Source organism: Burkholderia sp. IMCC1007 (genome assembly GCF_027257875.1).
Classification (GTDB): Bacteria; Pseudomonadota; Gammaproteobacteria; order Burkholderiales; family Burkholderiaceae; genus Burkholderia.
Genome location: NZ_JAPVQY010000003.1, coordinates 209,964 through 232,942, shown reverse-complemented (window position 1 = coordinate 232,942; position 22,979 = coordinate 209,964). Strand labels below are relative to the sequence as shown.

The window sequence follows — 22,979 nt, the reverse complement described above, 5'->3', positions numbered from 1 at the left end:
CGGGTGCAATGAGCAAACGCATGCAACTGGCCGATGCGATCGCGCAGATTCCGGATGGCGCATCGATCATGGTGGGCGGGTTCGGGTCGCCCGGTACGCCGTTTTCGCTACTTGCGGAGCTGAAACGGCAGCGCAAGCAGGGCCTCACGATCATCAAGAACGACGCGAACCAGGACGGCTACGGCGTGTCGCAACTGATCGAGGCGGGCATCGTAAGTCGGCTGTTGACCACGCATCTCGGCCTGAGTGGCCCCGCGCGGCGTGCGCATATCGCCGGCACGCTGCAGGTCGAATTCTTTTCGCAGGGGCTCTTCGCTGAACGCATTCGCTGCGCGGGCGTCGGGCTGCCTGGCGTCGTCACGGACATCGAGTTGCCAGCCGAGTTGGGCGCATCGCGCGAGTCGATCACGGTCGGAGGGCGGACGCTGTACTTCGAGCCGGCGCTGCGAGCCGACTTCGCATTGCTTTGCGCCGATTGCGCCGACACGTACGGCAATCTCAGCTATCGCGGTGCCGCGCGAAATTTTTCGCCGCTGATGGCAATGGCGGCGGATCACGTTCTCGTTGAAACGCTCACGATCGCCGATGTGCCGCTCGCGCCTGGTAGCGTGCATACGCCCGGCATTCACGTGCACGGCTTGATTCAAATCGACGGAGACCTCGATGAATACCGCCCCATCCAGCGTTGACCCGCGCCACGTGATCGCGCGGCGCGCCGCACGCGAAGTCGCGCGAGGTCAGCTGATCAACCTCGGTATCGGCTTGCCGACGCTGATTCCATCGTTTCTCGACGATCCGTCGGCAGCTTGGATCCACTCGGAGAATGGAATCGTCGGCGTTGGCGCGCTCGCGAATCCCGACGATCTCGACAGCCATCTGATCGATGCGGGAGGCGGGTACGTGTCGATCGTGCCGGGCGGCTCGATCGTCGATAGCGCGGCATCGTTTGGAATGATCCGCCGCGGGCTGATCGACATCACATTTCTCGGCGCGCTGCAGGTGTCCGCGCACGGCGACCTTGCGAATTGGCTTGTACCGGGTAGCCTCGTTGCCGGCATCGGCGGCGGCGCCGAGTTGGCACAGAAGGCGCGCCGAGTGATCGTCACGATGCCGCACGTCGACAAGAGCGGCAAGCCGAAGATCGTCACGCACTGTACGCTGCCGCTCACCGTGAGACGGCGGGTGTCAATGATCATCACGGAGCATGCGGTGTTCGCGTGTGGTGACGAAGGGCTAAGACTTATCGAGCGTCTCAGTGAGTTGAGCATACGCGAATTGCGCACGATTACCGAAGCCGATTTCACGGTTGAAGAGGAACTCGAATGACCCGATTCTCACGCAATGCATGGATCGTCGGCTATGCGCGCACACCCATCGGCCGTGCGTTTCGCGGTGCGTTCAACGATACGACGGCGCCGACACTCGCGGCATTTTCGTTGCGGGGGGCAGTGGCGCGCAGCGGTATCGATCCTGAACGAATCGACGACGTGATCCTGGGGTGCGCGCTGCCGGAAGGTACGCAGTACTACACCATCGGTCGGCTCGCTGCGCTTGCTGCGGGCCTGCCCGTGACGACCCCTGGCATGACTGTCGACCGGCAGTGCTCGTCCGGACTGATGTCGATCGCACTCGCATCGGCGCGCATTGCCGGCGGCGACGCAGGCGCGATTCTCGCAGGCGGCGTCGAGTCGATCAGCCTCGTACAGGCGCACATGAATCGGCATAGGCAGCAGGATGAACGGCTGCTCGAGCAGCATCCGGATGCGTACATGCCCATGGTCGATACGGCCGACATCGTTGCCAGCCGGTACGGCGTGTCGCGTCGAGCGCAGGACGACTATGCAGTCATCAGCCAGCAACGCGCCGCGCATGCGGCACAGACCGGACTGCTGCACGACGAGATCGTCGCGGTTGACGTGCTCAAACTCGAGCATGACAAGGCGACCGGTACGAGTTCCCCGCGCGCGCTGCGTGTGACGGCCGATGAGTGCGGACGGCCGGGGACGACCATCGACGCCCTGTCCGCGCTCGATGCGGTGCGCGATGGCGGTACTGTGACGGCCGGTAACGCTTGCGCGCTGGCCGACGGGTCGGCGGCGTGCGCGGTCGTGTCCGACTCGATGCTGGACACGCTATCAACTCCGCCGCTCGGGCGGATGGTCGCGTGCACGGTCGCCGGGTGTCGGCCCGACGAGATGGGCGTCGGGCCGGTGCCCGCCGTGCGCCGGCTACTCGAACGCACGGGACTATCGGTCGCGGACGTGGGCCTTTGGGAACTCAACGAAGCGTTCGCGTCGCAGGTCGTGCATTGTGTCGGCGCGCTCGGACTGTCATACGAAACGGTCAACGTGAATGGCGGCAGCATCGCGCTTGGCCATCCATACGGGATGACCGGCACACGGATGGTGGGTCATGCGTTGCTCGAAGGCGCGCGCCGCGGGGTCAAGTATGTGGTTGTGACGATGTGTATCGGCGGCGGACAGGGAGCCGCCGCGTTGTTCGAGGTGGACTACCGGTGACGGCGGACACGTCCGGATCTGCCGATTATTCCAACTGTACGTGTTAGCAACACCACTTAGGAGCCGTAGGATGATCTTCCTTAAGTCATTCATGATCACCGCTTGCGCGACGCTGGTTGGCTTCGCGAGTTTCTCAGCCCATGCAGAAGACCTCGACAAGGTGAAGCGCACCGGATCGTTGACGTTTGCGATGAGCGGCAAGTACCCGCCGTTCAACTTTGTCGATGAATCGGGTCAACTCAAGGGATTCGACGTTGATATTGGCGACCGGATTTCGGCGAAGCTGGGTGCGAAGCCGGTACCGGTGACGACTGCATGGGATGGCATCGTCGGCGGACTGTTGGCGGGGAAATTTGACGCGATCATTGGCAGCATGGCCATAACCGAGGAAAGGGCGAAAGCAGTCGATTTCACACAGAGCTACTATCGATCCGGCGCCCAGTTGTTTGTGCCGAAGAGCAGCGGTGTACAGAGCGTCGATCAATTGAAGGGCAAGGTGGTCGGCGTGGTCCTTGGCGAAACCTACGAGGCGTGGTTGCGCAAAAACCAGCCCGACGTGCAACTCAAAACGTACAAGGGACTGCCGGACGTCCTGATCGATTTGCAGAACCGTCGCATCGACGGGTTTGTCACGGATCGTATCGCAGGCATCTTGACCATCCGGGACAAGAACATCAGCGCGAAGTCGGTCGGACCGCTTCTGTATCCTGAGAAGGTGGGCATTGCGGTTCGTAAGGACAGCCCGAAGCTGCGCGACGCGATCAATGCGGCACTCGACACCCTGTACAAGGATGGGGAGTACGACGCGATCAGCAAGAAGTGGCTGGGTGAAGATGTACGCTGATTTGTAGCCGGGTTTCGTTGGCGCACCGATGGCGAGCATTCTAACTAGGTGCCGGGCCGGTAAGAAGCTTGCCTCAGCCGCCAAAAATTCCCGGTCATGTTTCTTGCGCCGCTGCGGCAAGCCGGTCAGCCACTTCGCCGGATCAAGCCGCTTGCGGCAAATACGCCTGTGCCAGCACAACGGCAAGGGCAGAGCGGGTACGTTAGCCACGCTGCCAGGTGAATGTCCGGTTCGTGCGTCGAATGGCGGCAGTGTCAATGCCGCGACACATCGGATCTCGCCGATGCTTCAGTCGATCGAAAATGCGTCGGGATAGTCCGTCCCTCTCGCGGTCTCCAGTACGTAGCGCTGCGCGATGTCGAGGATGTCTGCTACGGCGCGGTTGTCCTTCATGACATGGCGATGCACCACATAGAAGTTGAACCACTGACTGGAATCGAACGCTCGGGCGACGAGTTCCCGGTTGGTGCACAGCTCGGCAGCTGTGAGTGCGTTGAGCAAGCTCACGCCATGCGTGAGGCGAATCACCTCGCCGAGTGAACTCATGCTGACGCGCAACTCATAGCTCAACTGCCGCCGGTCACTCGAATCGTCATAGATCAAGTGGTCGGACTGAATGGGTTTGATGTATTGCTGGTCGGCGAGATCGGCATAGGTGAGCAGCTTGCGCTTGGCGAGCCGGTTCTTGCGTGTCAACAGGGCGACCATCTTTGCACCGAACACCGGGGTGAAGATCAGACCGGGTTCATGGATCTGGTACGACACGATCGCCAGGTCAAGACGCCCGCCTTCCACGTCGGAGATGAGTCGACCGCTTGCCGCGACGTCGAGTGTGACACCGATGCCTGGATGTGCTTGTGCATACTGCTGTACAAGCTGTGGGCCGAAGCGATGGCACAGTCCGGGCGCGCAGCCAACCCGCAGCGACGCCACCCCGCTTTCCTGCAACAGTGAAATTTCCTCCTCGATGCGGTTCAACCTGTCGAGCAGTTGCACGGCCTCGTCGAGCATGTAGCGTCCGGCGGGAGATATCTGCAGTCGCTGGTTCTCGCGCGCGAAAAGCCGAATGTGCAGAGCTTCCTCGAGCCGGGCAAGCGCGTGGCTGACGGCCGACTGCGTGATGCCGAGCTGTACCGCAGCTTGTCGTGTCGATCCCGCCGTCGCGATTGCGTGGAAGATCTCTATGTCGCGCAGACTGAAGTCTGTTCGCACGATGGCCGCTCCCATATCAATTGATCGATAAAGATCATATCTTGACCATTAAATTGTGCAAACAGAGACTGCTCGCAAGTCGAGAGCGTTGAAAAGCCTTTTGGGACAGGGCTTTCCAAGTAACAACCACGTGATGAGCGAAATCGGTCAATGATCATGCGGAGACGCTCTCAGCGCCGTTTCGCCCGTCGGCGGAGCACGATGGCGGCAGGTAATCCCCCCGTTTTCCACGGGGTTCAGAAGTAGAAACTAAGCGGCCATGTTCAGCCGCTGCTTTGCTTCTTCCGGCAACATTCCATGCATTCCGGCAGACCACGATCGGGGCAATGGGACAACCGCCTACCAGCCGAGCGTAGCAAACAGTTCCGGCACTTCGTCCAGCGTCTGCAACGTCGCGTCCGGCGTATAGTCCGGCAGCAATTGTCGACCCGTGCCTCGATCGATCCACACACAACGAAATCCGATGTCTCGCGCCGCCGCATGGTCAAGATGCGGGCTGGCGCAAATGTGAACAACGTCGTCCTTCGACACATCAAGCTGTTCGTGCGCGTAGTCGAACAGCCGGCGCGCTGGTTTGTAGGCCCCGGCCTGTTGTGCAGTAATGACCTTGTCGATGTAGCCGCCGAGTTGTGCGACGTTGCCGGCAATGATGTCGTCGTCTGTATTCGAGGCAATACAGAGACGGTATCCCATTGCTTTCAACTTCCGTAGCGTGCCGACGACCTCCGGAAAAGGTGGCATCGCCGCAATTCTCGACGTCAGCACTGCGGCGTCGCTTTCGCTGCCGGCGAGGCCGAATTCTTCCAGTGCGAGTCGAAGGCCCTGACCAGCAACTTGACGGAAGGTGCGGTGGGGCGATTGCTGCTCAAGCCTATGTTCATACCGATCGTAAACCTCGATGAACCGTGATGCGTCGACCGCCGTTGCCTGCCGATTTCCAAGAATCTCGCGTACCGCTGCCAGCAAACCTTCGTCCCATTGAATGAGCGTGCCATAGCAGTCAAATGTCAGCCATTGCGGCCGGTTCGTATCTTTCAGTGACATCATCGTTCCTGTTTGGCTGGAAGGAGTTCGCATCATAGGCAGAAGGTTTGATATTTGGAAATTAGATAATAAAATCGTCCTTATTTGAGCTTCAAATGACTGGCCATGTTTGATCTCGAGCTACTGAAGACGCTGATTTGCGTCGTCGATGAAGGCAGCTTCACCCGTGCAGGCGAACGCGTTCATCGCACGCAGTCGACTGTCAGCCAACAGGTGCGAAAGCTGGAAGAGTCGGTAGGACGTCCGCTGCTGCTGAGGGACCGTTCGGGTAATGTCGTTGCCACCGAACACGGCGTCTTGCTCGCGCAGTACGCGCGGAGGCTGCTGGCGTTGTCGCAGGAAGCCCGGGAGGTGCTCGAGCGCGACGTCAGGCTTGCGCCGGTTCGAATCGGGGTGCCGGAGGACTTCGATGCGCGGCGCATGTCGGCAATACTGTCGGGCTTTCTGAAAGTCCGACCCGACGTGAGGCTCGAAACGTCGGCAGGGATGAGCGCGGATTTGCAAAGCAAGCTTGCCGCGAGGGAAATAGACCTCGCACTCGTCAAGCGCGAACCTGGCGCAGGCGACTGCTTCGGAGCGTGGCCGGAGTCGCTTGCTTGGGTGCGGGGGCGAGATGCCGACCCGCCGAAACCGGATTCGCAAGAGCCGATCGCGCTTGCGCTTTTCCCCCACGGATGTATTTACCGTCAGCGGGCGATCGGCAGTCTCGACAAGGCGCAGCGCGCGTGGCGAATAGCGTTCGGCAGCCAAAGCCTTACCGGGATACAGGCCGCGGTCGCTGCAGGTCTCGCCATTTCGGTGCTACCGAAGTCCGCCATCTTGCCGGAGCATCGAGTCTGCACCAATTTGCCTCCATTGCCGCCGTCAGAGCTTGCGCTCGTCGGCACCGGCGATATTCTCGGCGACGCACAGCGAGATATGGTCGATTTTCTGGTCAAGCAAATCAAACGCGCGTAGTCGTACGAATACAGGAAGCCTCGGGACATGCCGGCTTCAGGCTGATTTCAATGCGCTTTGAACCATTGCGTGAAGCCGCGCTGGCGCTCCTGTTCGTGTTCGCACTCCACGGTGATCACCGGCCCCGCATCGCATCGGCGAGCGCACGGGACGGAGACTGAAATAAAAAGGGTCCCGACAAAAGGCCGTGAGACTTGCCGGGACCAACGAGCCATGCGAACTGCATGGAGCGAGGAGATAGCGCGTCCATCGTATAGCGCCGAACGCTTGACAAGCACACCGAGTTCCGCCGACTTCTCATCGGATTCGGCCACGGCCCTATGCGAGGACGGAGTGATGCATGCCGAAGTGGCGAGCGAGCGCTGACTTACGATGCCTCGCTGCAATGTTGTTTTTTGACAGTCAGTTGCTCGGCACTTTGAGCTGCAAAAACTCGCTCAAATTACGGTAGCTTCTCGTGTATGTACCGGATTTGGGCGCGGGATTTGCATTCTCGCCGACTGAGTCGTGGCGCTTATCCGTGATGTCGGAGATCATTCCAAAGACCCGTTCCGACTCCTGCGGGGTACGTGCGCGGTACGCGGCCACGCGTATTTCTCGAATCTCGCCGCTGCGCCTGATGATTCTGAACTCGCCAAAGTACTCCAGCCTGGAAGCCGAAGATCCTTGGTCGATCGATGTCACGCACACCACCCGCTGCATATCTTCAGGGTGCACGAGCGCGCCGAGTTCATCAATTGACCGGGAGCCGTTCGCCGGATCGAGAGACAGGATTTGATGACAACGGTCGTCAAGCGTGATCCGCTTTGCCTGGGCGTCGCATTCAAACAAGCCAATATCACCAAACCGCGCGACGATATTCAGCCGGTCCTGAAGTTGCTGGTTTGCATCTCGTGACTCGATTTCCCTGGTCACTTCCCGTGAAATGCACAGAATCGTTGTTGCGCGGCCGGCAGGGCCGACTACAGGGGTCAACATATTGTCCCAATGCTGTACCCGGCCATTTGAATCGACGCTGCGCCCTGGAAATCTGGCGGACTTTCCATCTTTTGCCTCGTTCAATGCAATCCTGCCGGCAGGTTGAACATCCGCAGGCAGCAAATCCAGCCAGGGCATGCCGAAAGCAGAATTTTCCGGGATACCCAATGCCTGGCAGCCCGCTTTATTCATATGCAGCAACATGCCATCGGTGGCGAGCAGCTTGATGCAGTCGACACTGATGTCCAGCATGTCGCTCTGGATGGATGCGCGTCGCTCCAGCGAAATCTCCCGGGTCTTTATTTCGTCGATATCGGTGAAAATGCACAGCCACTCCAGATTTTTGGTTGGCTGAAGGGTCGCGATATACCAACGTTTGCTGTCGATGTCGCTCCCGTTTAATCTGCATTCGAACGAGATGAAATTCCCTTTCACCAGCGCGGCGCAGAAATTGGACACTGCGCGATATCTATCCGAAGGATTGATCAGCTCGGCCCACGGGTTGTATTTTTGTGGATCGACGGACGGATTTATCAATTTGCGCCACGGATCATTCAGCGAAACAACGTAGCCTTGACCATCGATGATGCACGCCGGCAGGGAGATGGTGGACAAAACAGCCCGCGGGTCGGAAACGGGCTTGTTATTGTATTTGGTGTCCTCTATGTTTTTGATGTCATTGATCGCTTCTGTAATCATCGGTGTGTTCTCCATTTAATGTTCGATCACGAAAAATTCTATCGACGGATGTCGGAAAACATGAGGCCTGGCTTTCGTCGTGCGCCGGTCCGACTTGTGAGATGGAGAAACACTTTCGTAGTCGCCCGCTGGTGCGAGTGAGGGCGACCGTTTTTGACAAATGGGTTAAATAAATCTGATCGGTTTGGTTGTAAATAAAATGAAGGAATGGACTGGATTGTTAATACATTCACGCTGTTCCGGTGGAATGTCAAGGGGCACGCGGTGTCTCTATCGCGAGCTTACCGAATACGCCGGTGTCGACCTCGATTGCCGAACATTCGCGGTGTATTCAACGATCCCACACAGCACTTCACCGCCCCGGGGATCCACCCGCTGGTCGTGCACGAAACCGCCACGCCAGCCCGAATCGGGCTGCGCCGGCTGGCGCAATCCTTCTACAAATCAGGCGGCCCAGTCTCGGCAGCACCGCGGACCCCCGCGCGCAGCCCCCCGATCATCTCTGCCAGCCACTTCTCGACGAGCGCCGTATACGCTTGCTGGCTGGCGGTATCCGACAGCCCATGATCGGCGCCTTCGAGGATCCGATACGTCATCGAGCGTGCAGCCACGCACGCCTGTAGATAGCTCGCAATCGCCGTGTGCGGCACGATCTGGTCGTGCTCGGATTCGACGAGCAACACGTCGCCGCCAAACCGGGCCAACGCACGCAGCGCGCGGTTGTCGGACGCCGGCACGATGCGTTTGCGATACGCGACGAGATCGTGTTCCACGTGCAGCGCCCGCTTCGGCGTATTCCAGCCATCGTCGAGATAGAGCGCCGGTACGCGCAGCCCCAGCCAGCGTACGGGCCGCAGCTCCGTCAGGATGGTCGCGAGGTAGCCGCCGTAGCTGCTGCCGACTACGGCGACGGCATCGCGATCGACCAACGGATGGTCGACGAGCGTGTCGTAAGCAGCGAGCAGATCGCGAAGATGGGTCTCGCGCGTCACGTTTTGCTGTTGCTCGAACGTGCGCCCATGTCCGGTCAAATCAAACGTCAGACAGATGCAACCGAGCGCCGCCGCCTGCCGCGCCCGCTCGAGATACTGCTCCTGGCTGCCGCCCCAGCCGTGCACGAACAGCACGCCGGCGACGGTGGTCTTCGGCGCGAGCACGGTACCGTCGAGGTAGCCGTTCTCGACCTTGATCTGCACACGATAATGCTCCGCTGTCATGTCTCGCTGCTCCTTCGCAAGGGATGGCGATCGACCGTGTAGTACTTGGTGATGGCGCCCGCCCGGGGATCGACGCCTCGATAGACGACATGCGCGTCAGCCGGTATCGCCGGGTCGTCGCCGTAGAGCTCGCGCGTCGACGCAGCCACCGCGTCCACCTGCGGGTCTGCCCTGAACATGCGCAACGCACCGATTTCAGCGCCGGTTGCGCCGCCGATCCGCCACGACTGCTCGAGCACGCCGCAATGGCGCACGCCATGTGCATCGGTGCCGAACGCGACATCGTAGTTGCGCCGCGACGCGAAAAATCCTGCGTAATCGCGGTGCACCGCGGTGTCGAACGCGCATGCCTTCGCGATCGCGCCACGCACGTCGGGCGTCACGTCGAGTTGCGACAGCACGTCGAAGCCGCCGCGCACGACGACGAGATCGGTACCGCCATATACGTGATGCCCGTGATTGTTCACGGTCAGGTGCTGCACACCCCAATAGCTCGCCACCAGATCGTCCAGCGTGACCTGTCCGACGCTCAGCGTCTCGATCGCATCGAGATTGCGCTCGACGACGACGCCGTTCGCGCGCAATGAGTCGTCGTCGAGCGCGGCAAGCTCCGTTTCCACTTCAGACATGTCGGTCACGAGCGCCTGGCCTGTTCCGCCGATTCCGTCGGGCCGTTTGATCCGCACACCGCCGTCCTTCAACAGCAGCTGCGCGGCGCTGCGCGCATCGTCGCGCGAAAACGCCGAATAGCCGGGCAGCGTCAGCGGCGCGGCGCTTGCGGCGAATGCGGCCGACCAGCCTGGCGGCTTCGCGCGGGCGCCTTCGACGAGACCATGGGCGATCACCTTGGTGGCGACAAACGGAAACGGGACGACGCCGCCGAACAGGTCGCGGACCGTTCGGACCCGCAGCTTGTGCGCCTGCGACAGCGTGAGCGTATCGTCCGGGATCAGGTATCGGTGCGCAGGGTAACGTTGCGTCGGACGGAACTCGCCCGCAAGCCGCGTGCCCTTGAGTTCGGCGATCTGCGCGCCGAGTTGCCGCAGCGTGTCGGCAACGTGGCCGACATGGTCCGTCGCGTCGTCGCGGAAATGAACGAGGACGACCGGGAGTGCCGGCCTCACCTGTGCAAGATGGCCCAGTGGCTTCAAATTGGCCCCTTTCGCGCGAAGGCGCAGTCATCGCGGACGCATGCGGCGGGCGATATCGCTCGCCGAAACCCGAAACCGTCCGCCGCGGTGACGGAGCAAGATTCGTTCGCGTACGTCGCCGGACCATGCGTGCCGGCGCCAGGCGACGATTCGCGGACCGTCAGCGCGGCGCCATGACGCGCAGCACGGGGCGCCCGTGGAGATTCTTCAGCGGAAAGTACGAACGGTGCGCATCAGGGTCGATCGCGACGACGTGAGCGTTCGGTCCAAGGTAGCCCTCGCCGATCCTGTCGACCTTCGAGCCGTTGACGCTGAAGAGCGACACGATGCCTGCTTCACCGGCCACATAGAGCGTGCCCGGCCTCGGGTCGAACGCGAGGACATCCGGATCCCTGCCGATCTCGAACGACTGGACGACGTGCCGTGCAGCCATATCGAACACGAGGAGCGTGTTGTTGTCCTGACACGCGACGAACGCGAGCCGGTCTCTCGAATCGATCAGGAGCCCGTGATTGTGGGCGGCGCCCGCCAACGCAAACCGTCCGACGATCCGGTCGGCCGCCGGATCGATCTCGACGAGTTCGTTGCGCGTCTGCACGTTGACGAAGATGTGCCGCGACTCGCTATCGTATTGCGTGTTGCCGACCTCGCCGCCGAGCGCGATCGTCGCGATACGCCGGTTGCTTCGAACGTCGACGACGGTCTCGGTCTCGCCGGTCTCGTCCGACACGTAGAGCTTATGCACGTCGGGTGCATAGGCGATGCCGTCCGGATACCGTCCGCCGGGCATCCTCGCGACGATCTTCAGCGTCGCTTCGTCGATGGCGACGATCTCGTTCGTTCCCGTCGCGGACGCATAGACACGCTGCAGCGCCGGAACGGCGAGCACGCCATGAACCGACGAGATGCCGGAAATGCGTGCGACCACGCGCGATGCATTCACGTCGACGACGATTACCTCGTCATCGCCGAGATGCGCAATGAACAGCAGGTGGCGGCCGGGATCGTAGCTTTCGTAGTCGAGCCGGGTCGGTCGCCCGGGCAGCGGGATATCGGCGACGTGGGTCAGCGGCAGGCGATGCACGCGTTCATGCGGGGCAGGCTGCGCAGCGCCGGGCACGAATGCGCCTGCGATGGCGGATAGCACGAGGATCAGCAGGTAATTCCGCACGCCGGGCGGCACGCGCCGGTGATGCCAGAGTTTCATGACGTAACCTCCAACGCACGAAGGCCAACCGCGCCTCGTTTCCGCGGTGTTCTGCCGTGGTTCCTTTACCGGGCCCGATCGTCGTCCGGGCCAACGTGCCGAAAAGCCGCCAGCAACGACAGGTCGTACGCGATCTTCAGCGCGCCGCATGCGACCAGCGGCGCACCGAGCCAGCCGAGACCGAACAGCGCGCCGGCCAACGTCGGCCCGACCGCGGCCGCGAGGCTGCGCGGGACCGACGTAAAGCTGGCCGCCGCCGGCCGTTCCGCCGGCGTGACGACGGCCATCACGTACGCGGTTCGCGTCGGCACATCCATTTGCGAAAGCGCGCTTCGTATCAGGAGCAGCGTCAGTGCCACCGGCAATGACGTCGCGAAAGCGGCGCCGATCAGGCACACGCTCGACGGGATGTGCGTGAACACCATCGTGTTCAGCAGTCCGATCCTGCGCGACAGTGGCGCTGCCGCAAGCTGCGAGCCCGCCGACAGCAGGCCCGCGCAGAAAAAGAACTGGCCGGCAGCGGCGATCGACAGCCCGAATCGCTGCATCAGCCACAGCGACAACAACGAATTGACGACGAGTCCTCCCGCGAACGCGTCGACGCTGAACAGCAACGCGAGCCGCATGACGATCGGGCGCGACGGGCCGAGCGGCGGCGGCGCCTTCGCCGCTTGGGTGTCGGTGCGCGGCAAGCGCCGATACAGCGCGCAGACGATGGCGCCCGTCACCGCGTAGACGACGAACATGCCGCGCATTGCGGCGGCCGCCGTGATGCCCGCATGTGCTGCAAGCCAGATCGGCAAGCCTGCCGCGAGAGAGCCGACGGCTGCCGATACGGCGCCGACGACGCTGTATCGTGCAAACAGTGCGGTGCGGGCGTTGCCTCCCGCGGCCTGCGCCAGATGCGACTGTTCGAGAGGCAGAAACAGGCTCACATCGCCCGAACTCGGATTGAGCGTGCCGGCGAACGCGATGACGAGCAGCGGCCACCACGTGGTGAAGCTCGCGAAGCCGATCCCGGTCGCCGCCATCAGCGCGGCCGCGAGCGTCAGCATGCGCCGCTGCGTGAAGCGGGTCGCCAGCATGCCGGCCGCGATCGTCGCGACGGCCGAACCGGCCAGCGTCGTCGTGCCGATCAGGCCGACGTCCAGTTGCGAGAATCCGAGCGACAGCAGATACGCGGGCAGCAGCACGGCCACGAAACCATCGCAGAAACCGCGCATGCCGCGGCTTGCGAGGATGAGCCACGCGGTCCGGTCGGCGCCCGCCGGCAACATCGCGTTGGCGTGTGGCGACGCGGGCCCGCTGCTACGCGCGTGCATCATGCTGGCACCACGCGTAGAGCGCGTCGTACATCACCATGCCGTGTCGCAATTGCGCGTGATCGTCGGCGAAGTGACGGGAAAGACCGATCGAGATGGCGTACAGGCCGGCGGCTTCCGGCGCCAGATCGAGGCGGCCGGTATCCGCGCCGCGCACGATCGCGGCGAGTTTGAGCAACGCCGGGTCATCCAGCCGGTACTTGTCGAGGAACGCATCGAAGCTGCAGCGCTCGCCGTGGTGGCCAAGCTCGACGTCCGGCACGTCGTAGGGAATCGCGCCGGTTTCGTCTGCCAATCGACGGACGTCCGCGCGCGGGACGTAGAGAAATTCGGGCGCCGCGTCGATAAACCTGGCGATGAGCCACGGACATGCGATGCGATCGATCTTCGGCCGTTCACGCGTAATCCACTTCATGACCTGCCTCCTTTCGGGCGATACCGCGAGCGGCCGGTAGCCGCTGTCCGCGCTCACGGCCGACGGAATGCCGTCCGGCACCGGCGCGCGCGTTCATCGCCGTCGCTGCGGATCAATGGTGCAGCAACGGATACGCGACCAGCCCGAACAGCGCGGCCGCGGTGACGATGACCGGCTCCTGCAGCTTCTTGAAGCGCCACAGCAGCAACACGGTTGCAATCGCCAGGACCGCGGTCGGAACGTCGACGATCGAGCGTTTCGCGATGACGAGCACGGAGCCCGTGATCGCGCCGACGGCCGCCGCGGTGATGCCGTCGACGAACGCCTTGACGGCCGGCAGGTGACCGTACTTCTTCACGTACGGCGCGGGAATCACGGTAAACAGGTAGCACGGCAGGAACGTGCCGAGCGCCGACACGATCGCGCCGGGCAGGCCCGCGACCAGATAGCCGATGAAGCCGACGGTGATCACGACCGGCCCCGGCGTGATCATCGCGACCGCGACCGCATCGACGAATTGCTTGTCGTTGAGCCAGTGATGCTCGGTCACGACGCCGCCGTACAGGAACGGCACGATGGCGAGCCCCGAGCCGAACACGAACGCCCCCGCCTTCATGAAGAACGCGCCGATCTGCACGAGCTGCGGCACGTCGATGCCGCTCAGCAGGCCGCTGGCGGCCGGCAGATTCGCGCCGGCCAGCGCGCTAAGCCCGCCCCTGTTCAGCCATTTGGGCGGCGCGCGCCACAGCCAGCCGACCAGCCCGGCGGCGATGAAGAGCCACGCGATTTCCGATTCCGTCACGAAGGTCACGGCGGCCAGCGTCAGGAAGATGGCCCACAGTAGCTTGTCGCTGCCGACGGTTTTCGTCGTGAGCTTGTACGCGCTCATCGCGATGATCCCGACGACCGCGGCCCCGACACCATAGAAGACGGCCTGCATCCACGACAGCCCGCCGAAGTGCGAGTACGCGAACCCGAGCGCGAGCACCATCAGGAACGACGGCAGCACGAACGCGACACCGACCAGCGTCGCCCCGAGCACCCGATAGTGGACGAACCCCAGGTAGATCGCGAGTTGGGCGGCCATCGGCCCGGGCGCGAGCTGCGCGAGCGTGAGGCCTTCCTTGTAGTCCGCCTCGGTGATCCACCCGCGCCGCTCGACGAGATCCCGGCGCATGTAGCCGGCCAGTGCCACGGGGCCGCCGAAGCCCAGCGCCCCGAGCCGCAACATGTAGCCGACCAGCTGGCCCAGCGAATAACCCGGCGCGTTCGCCGTCACCGTCGTGGTCATGATCGTCCTCCGGTTTCGCTCGTTGCGTTGGACGCGAAGTGCGCATGAAGCGAGTCGAGCACCGCGCTCATCTGGTCGAGCAGCTGATCGTCGTTTTCCGCGCGGTGGCGCGTGCCGGCCATCACGGCCTCGAAGCCGATCGCTTCGGGCACGGCCGGGCCGCCTACGTCGAGCGAATGCACGAGTGCCCCGAGCCGCAGCAGTGCCGGATCCTGGTCGAGCCCGAAACTTGCGAGCAAGACCTCGAAGGTCACGCGTTCGCCGACATGGGTGAACGCGGCGCCGTCGAAGTCGAAGCCCAGTGCGCCGTCCGGGCAATCCTCCGGCGATGCGAGCCAGACGAACCGCGCCCGGGTGTCGATGAAGCGGCGGATCAGCCACGCGCTGGCGACGCGATCGACCCACATGCGCTCGCGCGTCGCCCAGGTGCGGGCCTGGTACTCGCTGATCGCGAGCGGGCGGATGGCGCGCTCGGCGGCGTGCGGCTCGCCCGGCGACAGCACGGTGTCGACCAGCGCGATGAAGTCCTGGAGCGCGACTTCGGCGCGGGTGGCCGCATCGTCCGGGAAGTAGTCGATTGCGCGGATCGTGTCGAAATCCTTGCGCACACGGCGAAGCAGGCGCGCCAGTTCCGCCGCGGACTGCCCGGCGAGGGTCTTGCGCGCGTCCGCAAGCGTGCGCGCGAAGGCCGCGTAATCGTCGGTTCGGTCGAACAGCGTCCGAAACTCCTGTTCCTGTGGCGGCGTCAGGCTCGGCGCGCGCAACAGGTGGGCCGCGCCACCGCTGTCGCCAATTGCGTCCGCGAGCTCGCGCAGCGTTTCTTCATGCTGTTCGGTGTAGGGCAGCAGGTAGACGCCGTCGCGCAGCACGGCACAGCCCTTCGCCTTGAGGGCGCGCCAGAACCGCATGCGGGCCGTGGCGTTTTCCGTCGGGAGCGTAAGAACGAGGATCGACCAGATCGATAACGTGTTCATGTAGCGAATGCTACTTACACGTTATCAGTTCTACAAGTTAACTTTGACGGCGCCCCCGTTCTGATCCCGGCGGCGACGGCCGCCCGTCGCGCCGAGTCGGCTTGAGCCTCCAGCGGGGCCCGTCCGGCGCGTGGCTGTTCAAGCCGCTCGATACGCGGGCATGGTGTCGTTGAGCGCGATCGCCATCGCCGCGCAGGCGCTAACCGAAGCGGACCCGACGTCTCGGACACCGGCTATCAGGATGCACACGAACGCGCGCACGCCGACGACATTCGTCGGCGGTTTGCGAACCGCGCGGTGACGACGGGTCAGATCGTGATGTTCGGGCTGGCAGGCTGGTTGATTCCGTGCCCTGCGTCCAGCCTGCGGTCATCCCGGCAATCGCGATCACGGCTCGACGTCGATGCGGCCATAGAGGCCATCCGCTTCGTCGTTCGGGCCGGCCGTGAAGAACAGCGTATTGGTAGGCTGGCTGTTGAGCCCATTCCCGAATGCGATGCCCCACAGTCCCGGCTCGACGATCGCGTTGCCGTCGCCTCGCTCGAGGGTTCCGAGCAGGGCCCCGGTAGTCGCATCGAACGCGTGAATCATGCCGTCGCCAAAGTTGCCGACCAGGACGGCGTTGTTGAAGCGCCCGAAATTCCCGGGCGCCTGGGCCATGCCCCACGGCGCATTCAGCGGCCCGCCGGTGACAAAGCGCTGCAGGAATTGTCCCGACGGGCTGAACACGTCGATCACGCCCAGGCCTGCGCCCTTGACGTCATCATGTGCTGCCGCGTCCTGTTTCGCGTAGGAGACGAACAGTTTCGAGCCGATCGCCTGGATGCCGAACGGCGCATATCCCGCAGGCAACGCGGGATCCTGAAACGCGCCGTCGGTCGTGACTTTGGCGAAGGTCCGGTCGAACACGTCGATCCGGTTGTTGTGGAAGTCCGTCGCGTACAGGAAGCTCGCGCCGTTGTTGCTCGCCATCGCGAGCCCCTTGTAAACGGCGGCGCCGCCGCTGTCGAACACCGTGATTGCCGACGTCGGGTTGACCGCAGGCGACCATGCGGTCATGGTCCCGCCCTCGCCGACGAAAATGAACGCTGCAGGCCCCGATTTGGCGCCCTGGGCCACCATGAAGTCATTCGTACCATTGAACACGATGCCGGTCGGGTCGGGGTCGCCGCTCGTGCCGGGCGGGATCGTCACGACGAGCGATTGCGGCACGCCGTTGCCATCGTAGAGCGTCGCGCGCTGCGTGCCGTTATCGGCGACCCATACGAAGCCCTTGGGATTGAACGCAATGCCCCACGGATTCTTCAGGTTGGCATCAACGTGAGCCGCTGGAACAGCGCCGTCGGAGACCAACGCACTGACCACGTACTCTCTCTCGTGAGACGAACCGCCGCACGCCACGACGCTCGCCAGTACGATCGCCGACAACGCAGCACCCAACGCCGTATGGACCTGTTTCATGATGGAACTCCGAACGTGGAAGAGCCGTTAGTAAACGGATAGGCAACCTCGGTTATTCCGCCCGTCTCGGCGCGCAGCATGAATTCTCGCCGCATGGTCGTCGAAGCGAGCGAACTCACTCCCAGCGAACTCGCTGCGCTCGATGTCGATCCGCAGTTCGAGGCTGGAGCCGAACGCCGATGCGCGTCAGCCTCCTCATCTCGACACGTTGACGGCCATTGTTCGAGCAGCCGCGCCTCGCGATTCACGGCGCCACGACAAGCGCCGTGTGCATGCCCGCTGCATAGTGACCCGGCTTGTTGCAAATCAGCACGTAGTGGCCGGGCGGCAGCTTGAACGACACGCGTTTGCTCTGGCCGGGCGCGATATCTTCGACTTCCCCGATTTTTCTCAGTTTTTGCTCCATGACCAGCCCTTCTCCGACAGGGAGCGCATCGTCAGCGAGATCCGTCTTGATCACGACGAGTTCGTGCTCCATGTCGTCCGCGGCATTCTTCACGTCAAATGTGACGCGACCCGACTTCACGTTGTGCGTGTTGAGCAGGATCGTGTTCGAAAGCAATGTCGCGTCGACTGTTTGCTGCGCCCAGCTGGCATGCGATGCGATCCCCAGCGCGGTCGCGGCGACGACGATTCTGCAAATAGCCTGCATGGTTGCCTCCATGTGCATCGAAGCATCGCGTCTGCCGTGCGCCATTCATCGAGCACACGAACGCCCGTGCCTGTGTGACGGCATGAACGTTATCTGCAGCGCGCGATACGCACGGTAAACGTACGCATCGGGACACTTATTCCAGCAGCCATGCCGGCGCCCACTGGCACTTCCGCGTGCTGGGCAGGGAACGTCGCCGAGATTCGTACTGCCGGTGCCGTTGCTCTCCTTTCGTTAGCCTTGCATATACCCCTCCCTCCTATATGGAACGCAAATCGGTGTATAGTCCCCCCCACTATACGAAGGGATCACCATGAGCCACACCATCAAGGAAAAGCAGAAGCTGCTGAACCGTGTCCGCCGCATCAAGGGACAGGTCGAAGCGATCGAACGCGCGCTGGAGGACGAGCGCGGTTGCAACGAAATCCTCCGTCTGATCACGAGCGGCCGCGGCGCGATGAACGGCCTGCTCGCGGTCGTGCTCGAGGATCACATCCGCAGCCATCTGGTCGATGCCGAACACCACGAAGACGAAGGCAGCGCGACCGAGCAGCTGATCGAAGTCGTTCACAGTTACTTCAAGTGATCGAGGGCGGAATGAGCAATTTCAGCGACGACGCCTTCGGCGCAGGGCACGACCACATCTTCCTCGGCGCCGCGCACGAGCAGAACGAACGCAGGACCTGGATGGTGATCGCGCTGTGCGCGGCGATGATGGTGGCCGAGATCGTCGGCGGGTCGATTTTCGGCTCGCTGGCGCTGATCGCCGATGGCCTGCACATGTCGACCCATGCGGGCGCGATGCTGATCGCCGCGATGGCGTACACCTATGCACGCAATCATGCGAACGACCCGCGCTTCGTGTTCGGCACGGGCAAGCTCGGCGATCTGGCCGGCTTCACGAGCGCGATCGTGCTCGCGATGATCGCGCTGCTGATCGGGTACGAAGCGATCGCGCGCCTGCTCGCGCCGGTGCCGATCCATTTCGGCGAGGCGATTCCGATCGCGGTTGCCGGGCTGCTCGTCAACGTCGCGAGCGTGTGGCTGCTGAGCGGCGATCATCATGGCCATAGCCATGCGCACGGTCACAGCCACGGCCATCATCACGGGCATGGGCATGGCGCTCACGACGATCACCACGATCACCACGATCACGACCATGAAGAGGAAGCGCACCGGATCTTCGATCACCGGGGCGTATTCGTCGTGTCGGTGTTCGAGGATGGCGTGCCGCCGGTGTTCCGCGTCGCGCCCGCGACGAACGACACGCAGCGCGTCGATGCGAGCACCGTGTCGGTGACGACCATCCGTCCGGACGGCACGCGGCAGACGTTCGCGATGCAGGATCGCGGCAGCTACCTCGAATCGACCGAAGACATTCCCGAACCGCATGAATTCAAGGCGATCGTCCGGTTGAACGGCCGCGAGCATGAGCTGGCATTCGAGGAACACGACCACGACCACGGCGCGTCCGCTGCCGCCGCGCGCGATCACAACATCCGCTCGGCCTACATCCACGTGATCGCCGATGCGGCCGTGTCCGTGCTGACGATCGTCGGGCTGCTGCTCGCGCGTGCGTTCGGCTGGCTGTGGATGGATCCGCTGGCCGGCATCATCGGCGCGCTGGTGATCGCGAACTGGTCGTACGGGCTGATGCGTGATACCGGCGGGATCCTGCTCGACATGAACTCCGATCGGCGCCTCACGGACAACGTGCGCGGCGCGATCGAAGGCAATGGCGACCGGGTCGGCGACCTGCACGTGTGGCGGCTCGGGCCGGGACACATGAGCGCGGTCGTGTCGGTGGTGACGGACGATCCGCAGCGCGATGCGCGCTTTTATCACGGCGTGCTGCAGCGGTTCAGGAACCTGTCGCACGTCACCGTCGAAGTCGTGCCGGCGGCGCGGGGGCATTGAGCATGGCGGTCAAGTCTCCTTGCGTCGACGTCTGTTCGTTCGACGGCCGCACCGGCTACTGCGTCGCGTGCCTGCGCACGCGCGAGGAAGCGCGCGGCTGGAAGAAGATGACGGATCACAAACGTCATCAGATCGTGAACGACCGCGCGCGTCGGCATGCGAAGCTGACGCGGGAAACGACCGACTGATCACACCATGACAGCGCCATCACCGATTGCCGGAAAGCCCGCGATTCCACGGACCGTCTGGGCCCTGGGTCTCGTGAGCCTGTTCATGGACCTGTCGTCCGAGCTGATCCATGCGCTGTTGCCAATCTATCTGGTGTCGACGATGGGCATGAGCGTCGTCGCGCTCGGCATCCTCGAAGGAGCGGCCGAGGCGACCGCGATGATCGTCAAGGTGTTCTCCGGCGCGATCAGCGACTGGCTCGGGCGCCGCAAGGGGTTGCTGCTGGTCGGCTACGGGCTCGCGGCGTTGACCAAGCCGCTGTTTCCGCTGGCGTCCACGCCGGCCGTCGTCGTGACGGCCCGACTGCTCGACCGCGTCGGCAAGGGAATCCGCGGCGCACCGCGCGACGCGCTGGTCGCCGACGTCGCGCCGCCTGAAATCCGTGGCGCGTGCTTCGGCCTGCGTCAGTCGATGGATACCGTCGGCGCGTTTCTGGGCCCGCTGCTCGCGATCGCGCTGATGTTGTGGTTCGGCGATCGTATCCGGACCGTGCTGTGGTTCGCCGTGGTGCCGGCCTTCGTCGCGATCGCGCTGATCGTCTTCGGCGTACGCGAGCCTGATCGCGCGCAACCGTCCGGCAGCTTTCGGTCGCCATTGCGCTGGCGTGCATTGCGCGAGTTTCCGCGCAGCTACTGGTTCGTCGTCGCGGCCGGCGCGACGTTTACGCTCGCGCGCTTCAGCGAGGCGTTCCTGGTGCTGCGCGCGCAGCAGACGGGGCTCGATCCCGCATGGATCCCGGCGGTGATGGTCGCGATGAGCATCGCGTATTCGCTGTCCGCGTGGCCGGTCGGCATCCTGTCGGACCGGCTGGATCGCCGCGTGCTGCTCGCGGCCGGCATGGGGTTGCTGATCGTGGCCGACCTGCTGCTCGGCATCGGCACGTCGACGCGCTCGATGTTCGCGGGCGTGGCCGTGTGGGGGCTGCACATGGGCTTCACGCAGGGCATCCTCGCCGCGATGGTGTCGGAAACCTCGCCGCCCACGCTGCGCGGGACCGCGTACGGCGTATTCAATCTGGTGAGCGGCATCTGCATGCTGTTCGCGAGCAGCATCGCCGGCGCACTGTGGGTGCGCTTCGGCGCGTCGGCCACGTTCGTCGCCGGCGCCGCGCTGGTCGTGGTGCCGCTGTGCCTGTGCCGGTTCATGCCGCGCCCCGGCGCGTCGACGGCTTGACGCAGCGCATGCCGGTTTCGCCGACACGCGTCGTCCGGACGAACTGACGAGGCGGCCACGACGATACCGGAACTGCGCATCCGCATGCGTGGCTCGACGGCCCGCGCCAAGCCCCCGGCCTGAAGGTCCCCCGGCGTGCGCAAGCCGATCCGGCTTCATTGCGCGGTCAATCTCGCCGCCCTTGCTTTCAAAATTGAAAGATCGTCCGACGTTTGCGATAGAATGCCCCCCCTGTTCGCCGTGGCGGTGCCCACGGACGGGCTTCGGCACCCCGAAGCGGGCGTGCGCCGCACTCGCGGCTCCGCGTCTCCGATTCCCGCCGACGATCTGCCAGCCGTTGGAAACACATGTTCTGTAATCTGGATTGCTAATGAACAAGAAGCACAACATCACCCGGTACATCGTCATCGCGATGGCGCTGGGTATCGCCGTGGGCTATGCGTGTCACAGCGCGTTTCCCGACCCGAACATGGCGAAGGAAGTCGCCGGCTACGTGTCGCTGCTGTCCGACGTGTTCCTGCGCCTGATCAAGATGATCATCGCGCCGCTGGTGTTCGCGACGCTCACGGTCGGCATCGCGCAGATGGGCGACAGCGGGTCGGTCGGCCGCGTGGGCGTGAAGGCGTTCGGCTGGTTCTTCATCGCGTCGTTCACGTCGCTGGTGCTCGGCCTCGTGACCGCGACGATCCTGAAGCCCGGCAGCCATCTGAGCCTGCCGCTGCCGGCCGCCGATGCGGCGCTGGGCCTGAAGACGGGCGCGTTCACGCTGAAGGACTTCGTCGTCCACCTGGTGCCGAAGTCGATCGCCGAGGCGATGGCGAACAACGAGATCCTGCAGATCGTCGTGTTCTCGATCTTCTTCGGCACCGCACTGTCCGCGCTCGGCGACGCGGGCAAGCGCCTGACCGGCGTGATCGACGATCTCGCGCAGGTCATGCTGAAGGTGACGGGTGCGGTGATGTGGTTCGCGCCGGTGGCCGTGTTCGCCGCGCTGGCATCGACGATCACGACGGAAGGGCTCGGCATCCTGCTCACGTTCGCGAAGTTCATGGCGAGCTTCTACCTGGCACTGGCGCTGCTGTGGGGCGTGCTGACGCTCGCCGGCGTGGTGTTCCTCGGCAAGCGCGCGTTCTCGCTGATCCGCCTGATTCGCGAGCCGTTCCTGCTGTCGTTCGCGACGGCGAGCTCGGAAGCCGCCTATCCGAAGCTGCTCGACGCGCTCGACCGCTTCGGCGTGAATCGCAGGATCTCGAGCTTCGTGCTGCCGATCGGCTACTCGTTCAATCTCGACGGTTCGATGATGTACTGCACGTTCGCCGTGCTGTTCATCTCGCAGGTGTACGGGATCCATCTGCCGTTCGCGACGCAGATCACGATGCTGCTGATGCTGATGGTCACGTCGAAGGGGATGGCCGGCGTGCCGCGCGCGTCGCTCGTCGTGATCGCCGCGACGCTCAACCAGTTCCACCTGCCGGAAGCGGGGCTGCTGCTGATCATGGGCGTCGACATGTTCCTCGACATGGGCCGCTCGGCCACCAACGCGGTCGGCAACTCGATCGCGGCGGCCGTGGTCGCGAAGTGGGAAGGCCAGCTCGGCGAGCCGCGCGACGACGTGGATTCGGATTCGGATTCGGAAGGCGGCGGCGAGCTCAAGCAGGTACAAACGCGGGAAGCCGCGACGTCCGCGTGATGTTCCCGTTGTCGTAATGCTTGCCGGC

At 63.6% G+C, this 22,979-nt stretch carries 22 protein-coding genes and 1 pseudogene; 11 read left to right on the top strand and 12 right to left on the bottom strand.

The window, feature by feature from the left end; all coding sequences use genetic code 11:
• Nucleotides 1–8 precede the first annotated feature (8 nt).
• The 4 genes from O1Q03_RS05170 (at nt 9) to O1Q03_RS05155 (ending at nt 3,363) form a co-directional block, all read left to right on the top strand.
• Nucleotides 9–689 carry a CoA transferase subunit A gene (locus O1Q03_RS05170; RefSeq protein ID WP_269501965.1) on the top strand — a complete coding sequence of 227 codons (681 nt, stop codon included), beginning with the start codon at nt 9–11 and terminating at the stop codon, nt 687–689.
• Nucleotides 664–1,326, top strand: coding sequence for a 3-oxoacid CoA-transferase subunit B (locus O1Q03_RS05165; RefSeq protein WP_269501964.1), 663 nt, complete (start codon nt 664–666; stop codon nt 1,324–1,326). Before O1Q03_RS05170 ends, O1Q03_RS05165 begins: the two co-directional genes overlap by 26 nt.
• A complete protein-coding gene (locus tag O1Q03_RS05160; RefSeq protein ID WP_269501963.1) occupies nt 1,323–2,519 on the top strand; it encodes an acetyl-CoA C-acyltransferase in 1,197 nt (398 codons plus the stop codon). Before O1Q03_RS05165 ends, O1Q03_RS05160 begins: the two co-directional genes overlap by 4 nt.
• 70 nt (nt 2,520–2,589) lie before the next feature.
• On the top strand, nt 2,590–3,363 hold the full coding sequence (locus O1Q03_RS05155; protein ID WP_269501962.1) for an ABC transporter substrate-binding protein: 774 nt from the start codon (nt 2,590–2,592) through the stop codon (nt 3,361–3,363).
• Between the two features lie 288 nt (nt 3,364–3,651).
• Here the strand turns inward: O1Q03_RS05155 and O1Q03_RS05150 are convergent, their stop codons facing one another.
• Complete coding sequence (locus tag O1Q03_RS05150; protein WP_269501961.1) at nt 3,652–4,590, bottom strand: LysR family transcriptional regulator; 939 nt, start codon at nt 4,588–4,590, stop codon at nt 3,652–3,654.
• A 324-nt stretch (nt 4,591–4,914) separates the two neighbouring features.
• Nucleotides 4,915–5,619 (bottom strand): haloacid dehalogenase type II, encoded by a 705-nt coding sequence (locus O1Q03_RS05145; protein ID WP_269501960.1) that lies wholly within the window; start codon nt 5,617–5,619, stop codon nt 4,915–4,917.
• Nucleotides 5,620–5,724: 105 nt separating this feature from the next.
• Between O1Q03_RS05145 and O1Q03_RS05140 the strand changes: the two genes are divergently transcribed.
• Nucleotides 5,725–6,576, top strand: coding sequence for a LysR substrate-binding domain-containing protein (locus O1Q03_RS05140; protein ID WP_269501959.1), 852 nt, complete (start codon nt 5,725–5,727; stop codon nt 6,574–6,576).
• A gap of 402 nt (nt 6,577–6,978) precedes the next feature.
• Here O1Q03_RS05140 and O1Q03_RS05135 read toward each other — a convergent pair whose 3' ends face one another.
• The 8 genes from O1Q03_RS05135 to O1Q03_RS05100 form a co-directional block, all read right to left on the bottom strand.
• Nucleotides 6,979–8,268: a PAS domain-containing protein gene (locus O1Q03_RS05135; protein ID WP_269501957.1), complete on the bottom strand. Its 1,290-nt coding sequence runs from the start codon at nt 8,266–8,268 to the stop codon at nt 6,979–6,981.
• 422 nt (nt 8,269–8,690) lie between these two features.
• The gene (locus O1Q03_RS05130; protein WP_269501955.1) at nt 8,691–9,470 is read right to left on the bottom strand and encodes an alpha/beta hydrolase family protein; all 780 of its coding nucleotides are present in this window, start codon (nt 9,468–9,470) and stop codon (nt 8,691–8,693) included.
• Entirely contained in the window at nt 9,467–10,621 is a 1,155-nt protein-coding gene (locus O1Q03_RS05125) for a DUF3182 family protein (RefSeq protein ID WP_269501954.1), read from the bottom strand. Before O1Q03_RS05125 ends, O1Q03_RS05130 begins: the two co-directional genes overlap by 4 nt.
• Before the next feature lie 160 nt (nt 10,622–10,781).
• Nucleotides 10,782–11,828, bottom strand: coding sequence for a YncE family protein (locus O1Q03_RS05120; protein WP_269501953.1), 1,047 nt, complete (start codon nt 11,826–11,828; stop codon nt 10,782–10,784).
• A 65-nt stretch (nt 11,829–11,893) separates the two neighbouring features.
• On the bottom strand, nt 11,894–13,150 hold the full coding sequence (locus O1Q03_RS05115; protein WP_442865747.1) for an MFS transporter: 1,257 nt from the start codon (nt 13,148–13,150) through the stop codon (nt 11,894–11,896).
• Complete coding sequence (locus O1Q03_RS05110; protein WP_269501952.1) at nt 13,137–13,565, bottom strand: chromate resistance protein ChrB domain-containing protein; 429 nt, start codon at nt 13,563–13,565, stop codon at nt 13,137–13,139. Before O1Q03_RS05110 ends, O1Q03_RS05115 begins: the two co-directional genes overlap by 14 nt.
• Nucleotides 13,566–13,677: 112 nt before the next feature.
• Complete coding sequence (locus O1Q03_RS05105) at nt 13,678–14,856, bottom strand: chromate transporter (RefSeq protein ID WP_269501951.1); 1,179 nt, start codon at nt 14,854–14,856, stop codon at nt 13,678–13,680.
• The gene (locus tag O1Q03_RS05100) at nt 14,853–15,830 is read right to left on the bottom strand and encodes a chromate resistance protein ChrB domain-containing protein (RefSeq protein WP_269501949.1); all 978 of its coding nucleotides are present in this window, start codon (nt 15,828–15,830) and stop codon (nt 14,853–14,855) included. The genes O1Q03_RS05105 and O1Q03_RS05100 overlap by 4 nt, the downstream gene beginning before the upstream one ends.
• Nucleotides 15,831–16,040: 210 nt before the next feature.
• On the opposite strand from O1Q03_RS05100, the pseudogene O1Q03_RS05095 reads away from it, so the two are divergent.
• Nucleotides 16,041–16,190 (top strand): annotated as a pseudogene (locus O1Q03_RS05095) (nickel/cobalt efflux protein RcnA); the annotation flags it as partial.
• Between the two features lie 27 nt (nt 16,191–16,217).
• Here the strand turns inward: O1Q03_RS05095 and O1Q03_RS05090 are convergent.
• Nucleotides 16,218–17,291: a TIGR03118 family protein gene (locus O1Q03_RS05090; protein WP_269501948.1), complete on the bottom strand. Its 1,074-nt coding sequence runs from the start codon at nt 17,289–17,291 to the stop codon at nt 16,218–16,220.
• Between the two features lie 244 nt (nt 17,292–17,535).
• Nucleotides 17,536–17,943 (bottom strand): plastocyanin/azurin family copper-binding protein, encoded by a 408-nt coding sequence (locus O1Q03_RS05085; RefSeq protein ID WP_269502068.1) that lies wholly within the window; start codon nt 17,941–17,943, stop codon nt 17,536–17,538.
• 313 nt (nt 17,944–18,256) lie between these two features.
• Between O1Q03_RS05085 and O1Q03_RS05080 the strand changes: the two genes are divergently transcribed.
• From O1Q03_RS05080 to O1Q03_RS05060, 5 genes are all read left to right on the top strand, one after another.
• Complete coding sequence (locus O1Q03_RS05080; protein ID WP_069242515.1) at nt 18,257–18,529, top strand: metal/formaldehyde-sensitive transcriptional repressor; 273 nt, start codon at nt 18,257–18,259, stop codon at nt 18,527–18,529.
• Between the two features lie 11 nt (nt 18,530–18,540).
• On the top strand, nt 18,541–19,860 hold the full coding sequence (gene dmeF, locus O1Q03_RS05075) for a CDF family Co(II)/Ni(II) efflux transporter DmeF (protein WP_269501947.1): 1,320 nt from the start codon (nt 18,541–18,543) through the stop codon (nt 19,858–19,860).
• Between the two features lie 2 nt (nt 19,861–19,862).
• Nucleotides 19,863–20,048 carry a DUF1289 domain-containing protein gene (locus O1Q03_RS05070; RefSeq protein ID WP_269501946.1) on the top strand — a complete coding sequence of 62 codons (186 nt, stop codon included), beginning with the start codon at nt 19,863–19,865 and terminating at the stop codon, nt 20,046–20,048.
• A 7-nt stretch (nt 20,049–20,055) separates the two neighbouring features.
• Complete coding sequence (locus O1Q03_RS05065; RefSeq protein WP_269501945.1) at nt 20,056–21,261, top strand: MFS transporter; 1,206 nt, start codon at nt 20,056–20,058, stop codon at nt 21,259–21,261.
• Between the two features lie 370 nt (nt 21,262–21,631).
• Nucleotides 21,632–22,951, top strand: coding sequence for a dicarboxylate/amino acid:cation symporter (locus O1Q03_RS05060; RefSeq protein ID WP_269501944.1), 1,320 nt, complete (start codon nt 21,632–21,634; stop codon nt 22,949–22,951).
• Nucleotides 22,952–22,979 lie beyond the last annotated feature (28 nt).

Bases quoted from the DNA above. Each gene is read 5' to 3' on its own strand.
- O1Q03_RS05140 (WP_269501959.1), top strand. From the start codon at position 5,725: ATGTTTGATCTCGAGCTACTGAAGACGCTGATTTGCGTCGTCGATGAA.
- dmeF (WP_269501947.1), top strand. From the start codon at position 18,541: ATGAGCAATTTCAGCGACGACGCCTTCGGCGCAGGGCACGACCACATC.
- O1Q03_RS05085 (WP_269502068.1), bottom strand. From the start codon at position 17,943: ATGCAGGCTATTTGCAGAATCGTCGTCGCCGCGACCGCGCTGGGGATC.
- O1Q03_RS05115 (WP_442865747.1), bottom strand. From the start codon at position 13,150: ATGCACGCGCGTAGCAGCGGGCCCGCGTCGCCACACGCCAACGCGATG.
- O1Q03_RS05160 (WP_269501963.1), top strand. From the start codon at position 1,323: ATGACCCGATTCTCACGCAATGCATGGATCGTCGGCTATGCGCGCACA.
- O1Q03_RS05145 (WP_269501960.1), bottom strand. From the start codon at position 5,619: ATGTCACTGAAAGATACGAACCGGCCGCAATGGCTGACATTTGACTGC.
- O1Q03_RS05060 (WP_269501944.1), top strand. From the start codon at position 21,632: ATGAACAAGAAGCACAACATCACCCGGTACATCGTCATCGCGATGGCG.
- O1Q03_RS05080 (WP_069242515.1), top strand. From the start codon at position 18,257: ATGAGCCACACCATCAAGGAAAAGCAGAAGCTGCTGAACCGTGTCCGC.
- O1Q03_RS05065 (WP_269501945.1), top strand. From the start codon at position 20,056: ATGACAGCGCCATCACCGATTGCCGGAAAGCCCGCGATTCCACGGACC.
- O1Q03_RS05155 (WP_269501962.1), top strand. From the start codon at position 2,590: ATGATCTTCCTTAAGTCATTCATGATCACCGCTTGCGCGACGCTGGTT.
- O1Q03_RS05170 (WP_269501965.1), top strand. From the start codon at position 9: ATGAGCAAACGCATGCAACTGGCCGATGCGATCGCGCAGATTCCGGAT.
- O1Q03_RS05150 (WP_269501961.1), bottom strand. From the start codon at position 4,590: ATGGGAGCGGCCATCGTGCGAACAGACTTCAGTCTGCGCGACATAGAG.
- O1Q03_RS05130 (WP_269501955.1), bottom strand. From the start codon at position 9,470: ATGACAGCGGAGCATTATCGTGTGCAGATCAAGGTCGAGAACGGCTAC.
- O1Q03_RS05165 (WP_269501964.1), top strand. From the start codon at position 664: ATGAATACCGCCCCATCCAGCGTTGACCCGCGCCACGTGATCGCGCGG.
- O1Q03_RS05090 (WP_269501948.1), bottom strand. From the start codon at position 17,291: ATGAAACAGGTCCATACGGCGTTGGGTGCTGCGTTGTCGGCGATCGTA.
- O1Q03_RS05110 (WP_269501952.1), bottom strand. From the start codon at position 13,565: ATGAAGTGGATTACGCGTGAACGGCCGAAGATCGATCGCATCGCATGT.
- O1Q03_RS05070 (WP_269501946.1), top strand. From the start codon at position 19,863: ATGGCGGTCAAGTCTCCTTGCGTCGACGTCTGTTCGTTCGACGGCCGC.
- O1Q03_RS05100 (WP_269501949.1), bottom strand. From the start codon at position 15,830: ATGAACACGTTATCGATCTGGTCGATCCTCGTTCTTACGCTCCCGACG.
- O1Q03_RS05135 (WP_269501957.1), bottom strand. From the start codon at position 8,268: ATGGAGAACACACCGATGATTACAGAAGCGATCAATGACATCAAAAAC.
- O1Q03_RS05120 (WP_269501953.1), bottom strand. From the start codon at position 11,828: ATGAAACTCTGGCATCACCGGCGCGTGCCGCCCGGCGTGCGGAATTAC.
- O1Q03_RS05105 (WP_269501951.1), bottom strand. From the start codon at position 14,856: ATGACCACGACGGTGACGGCGAACGCGCCGGGTTATTCGCTGGGCCAG.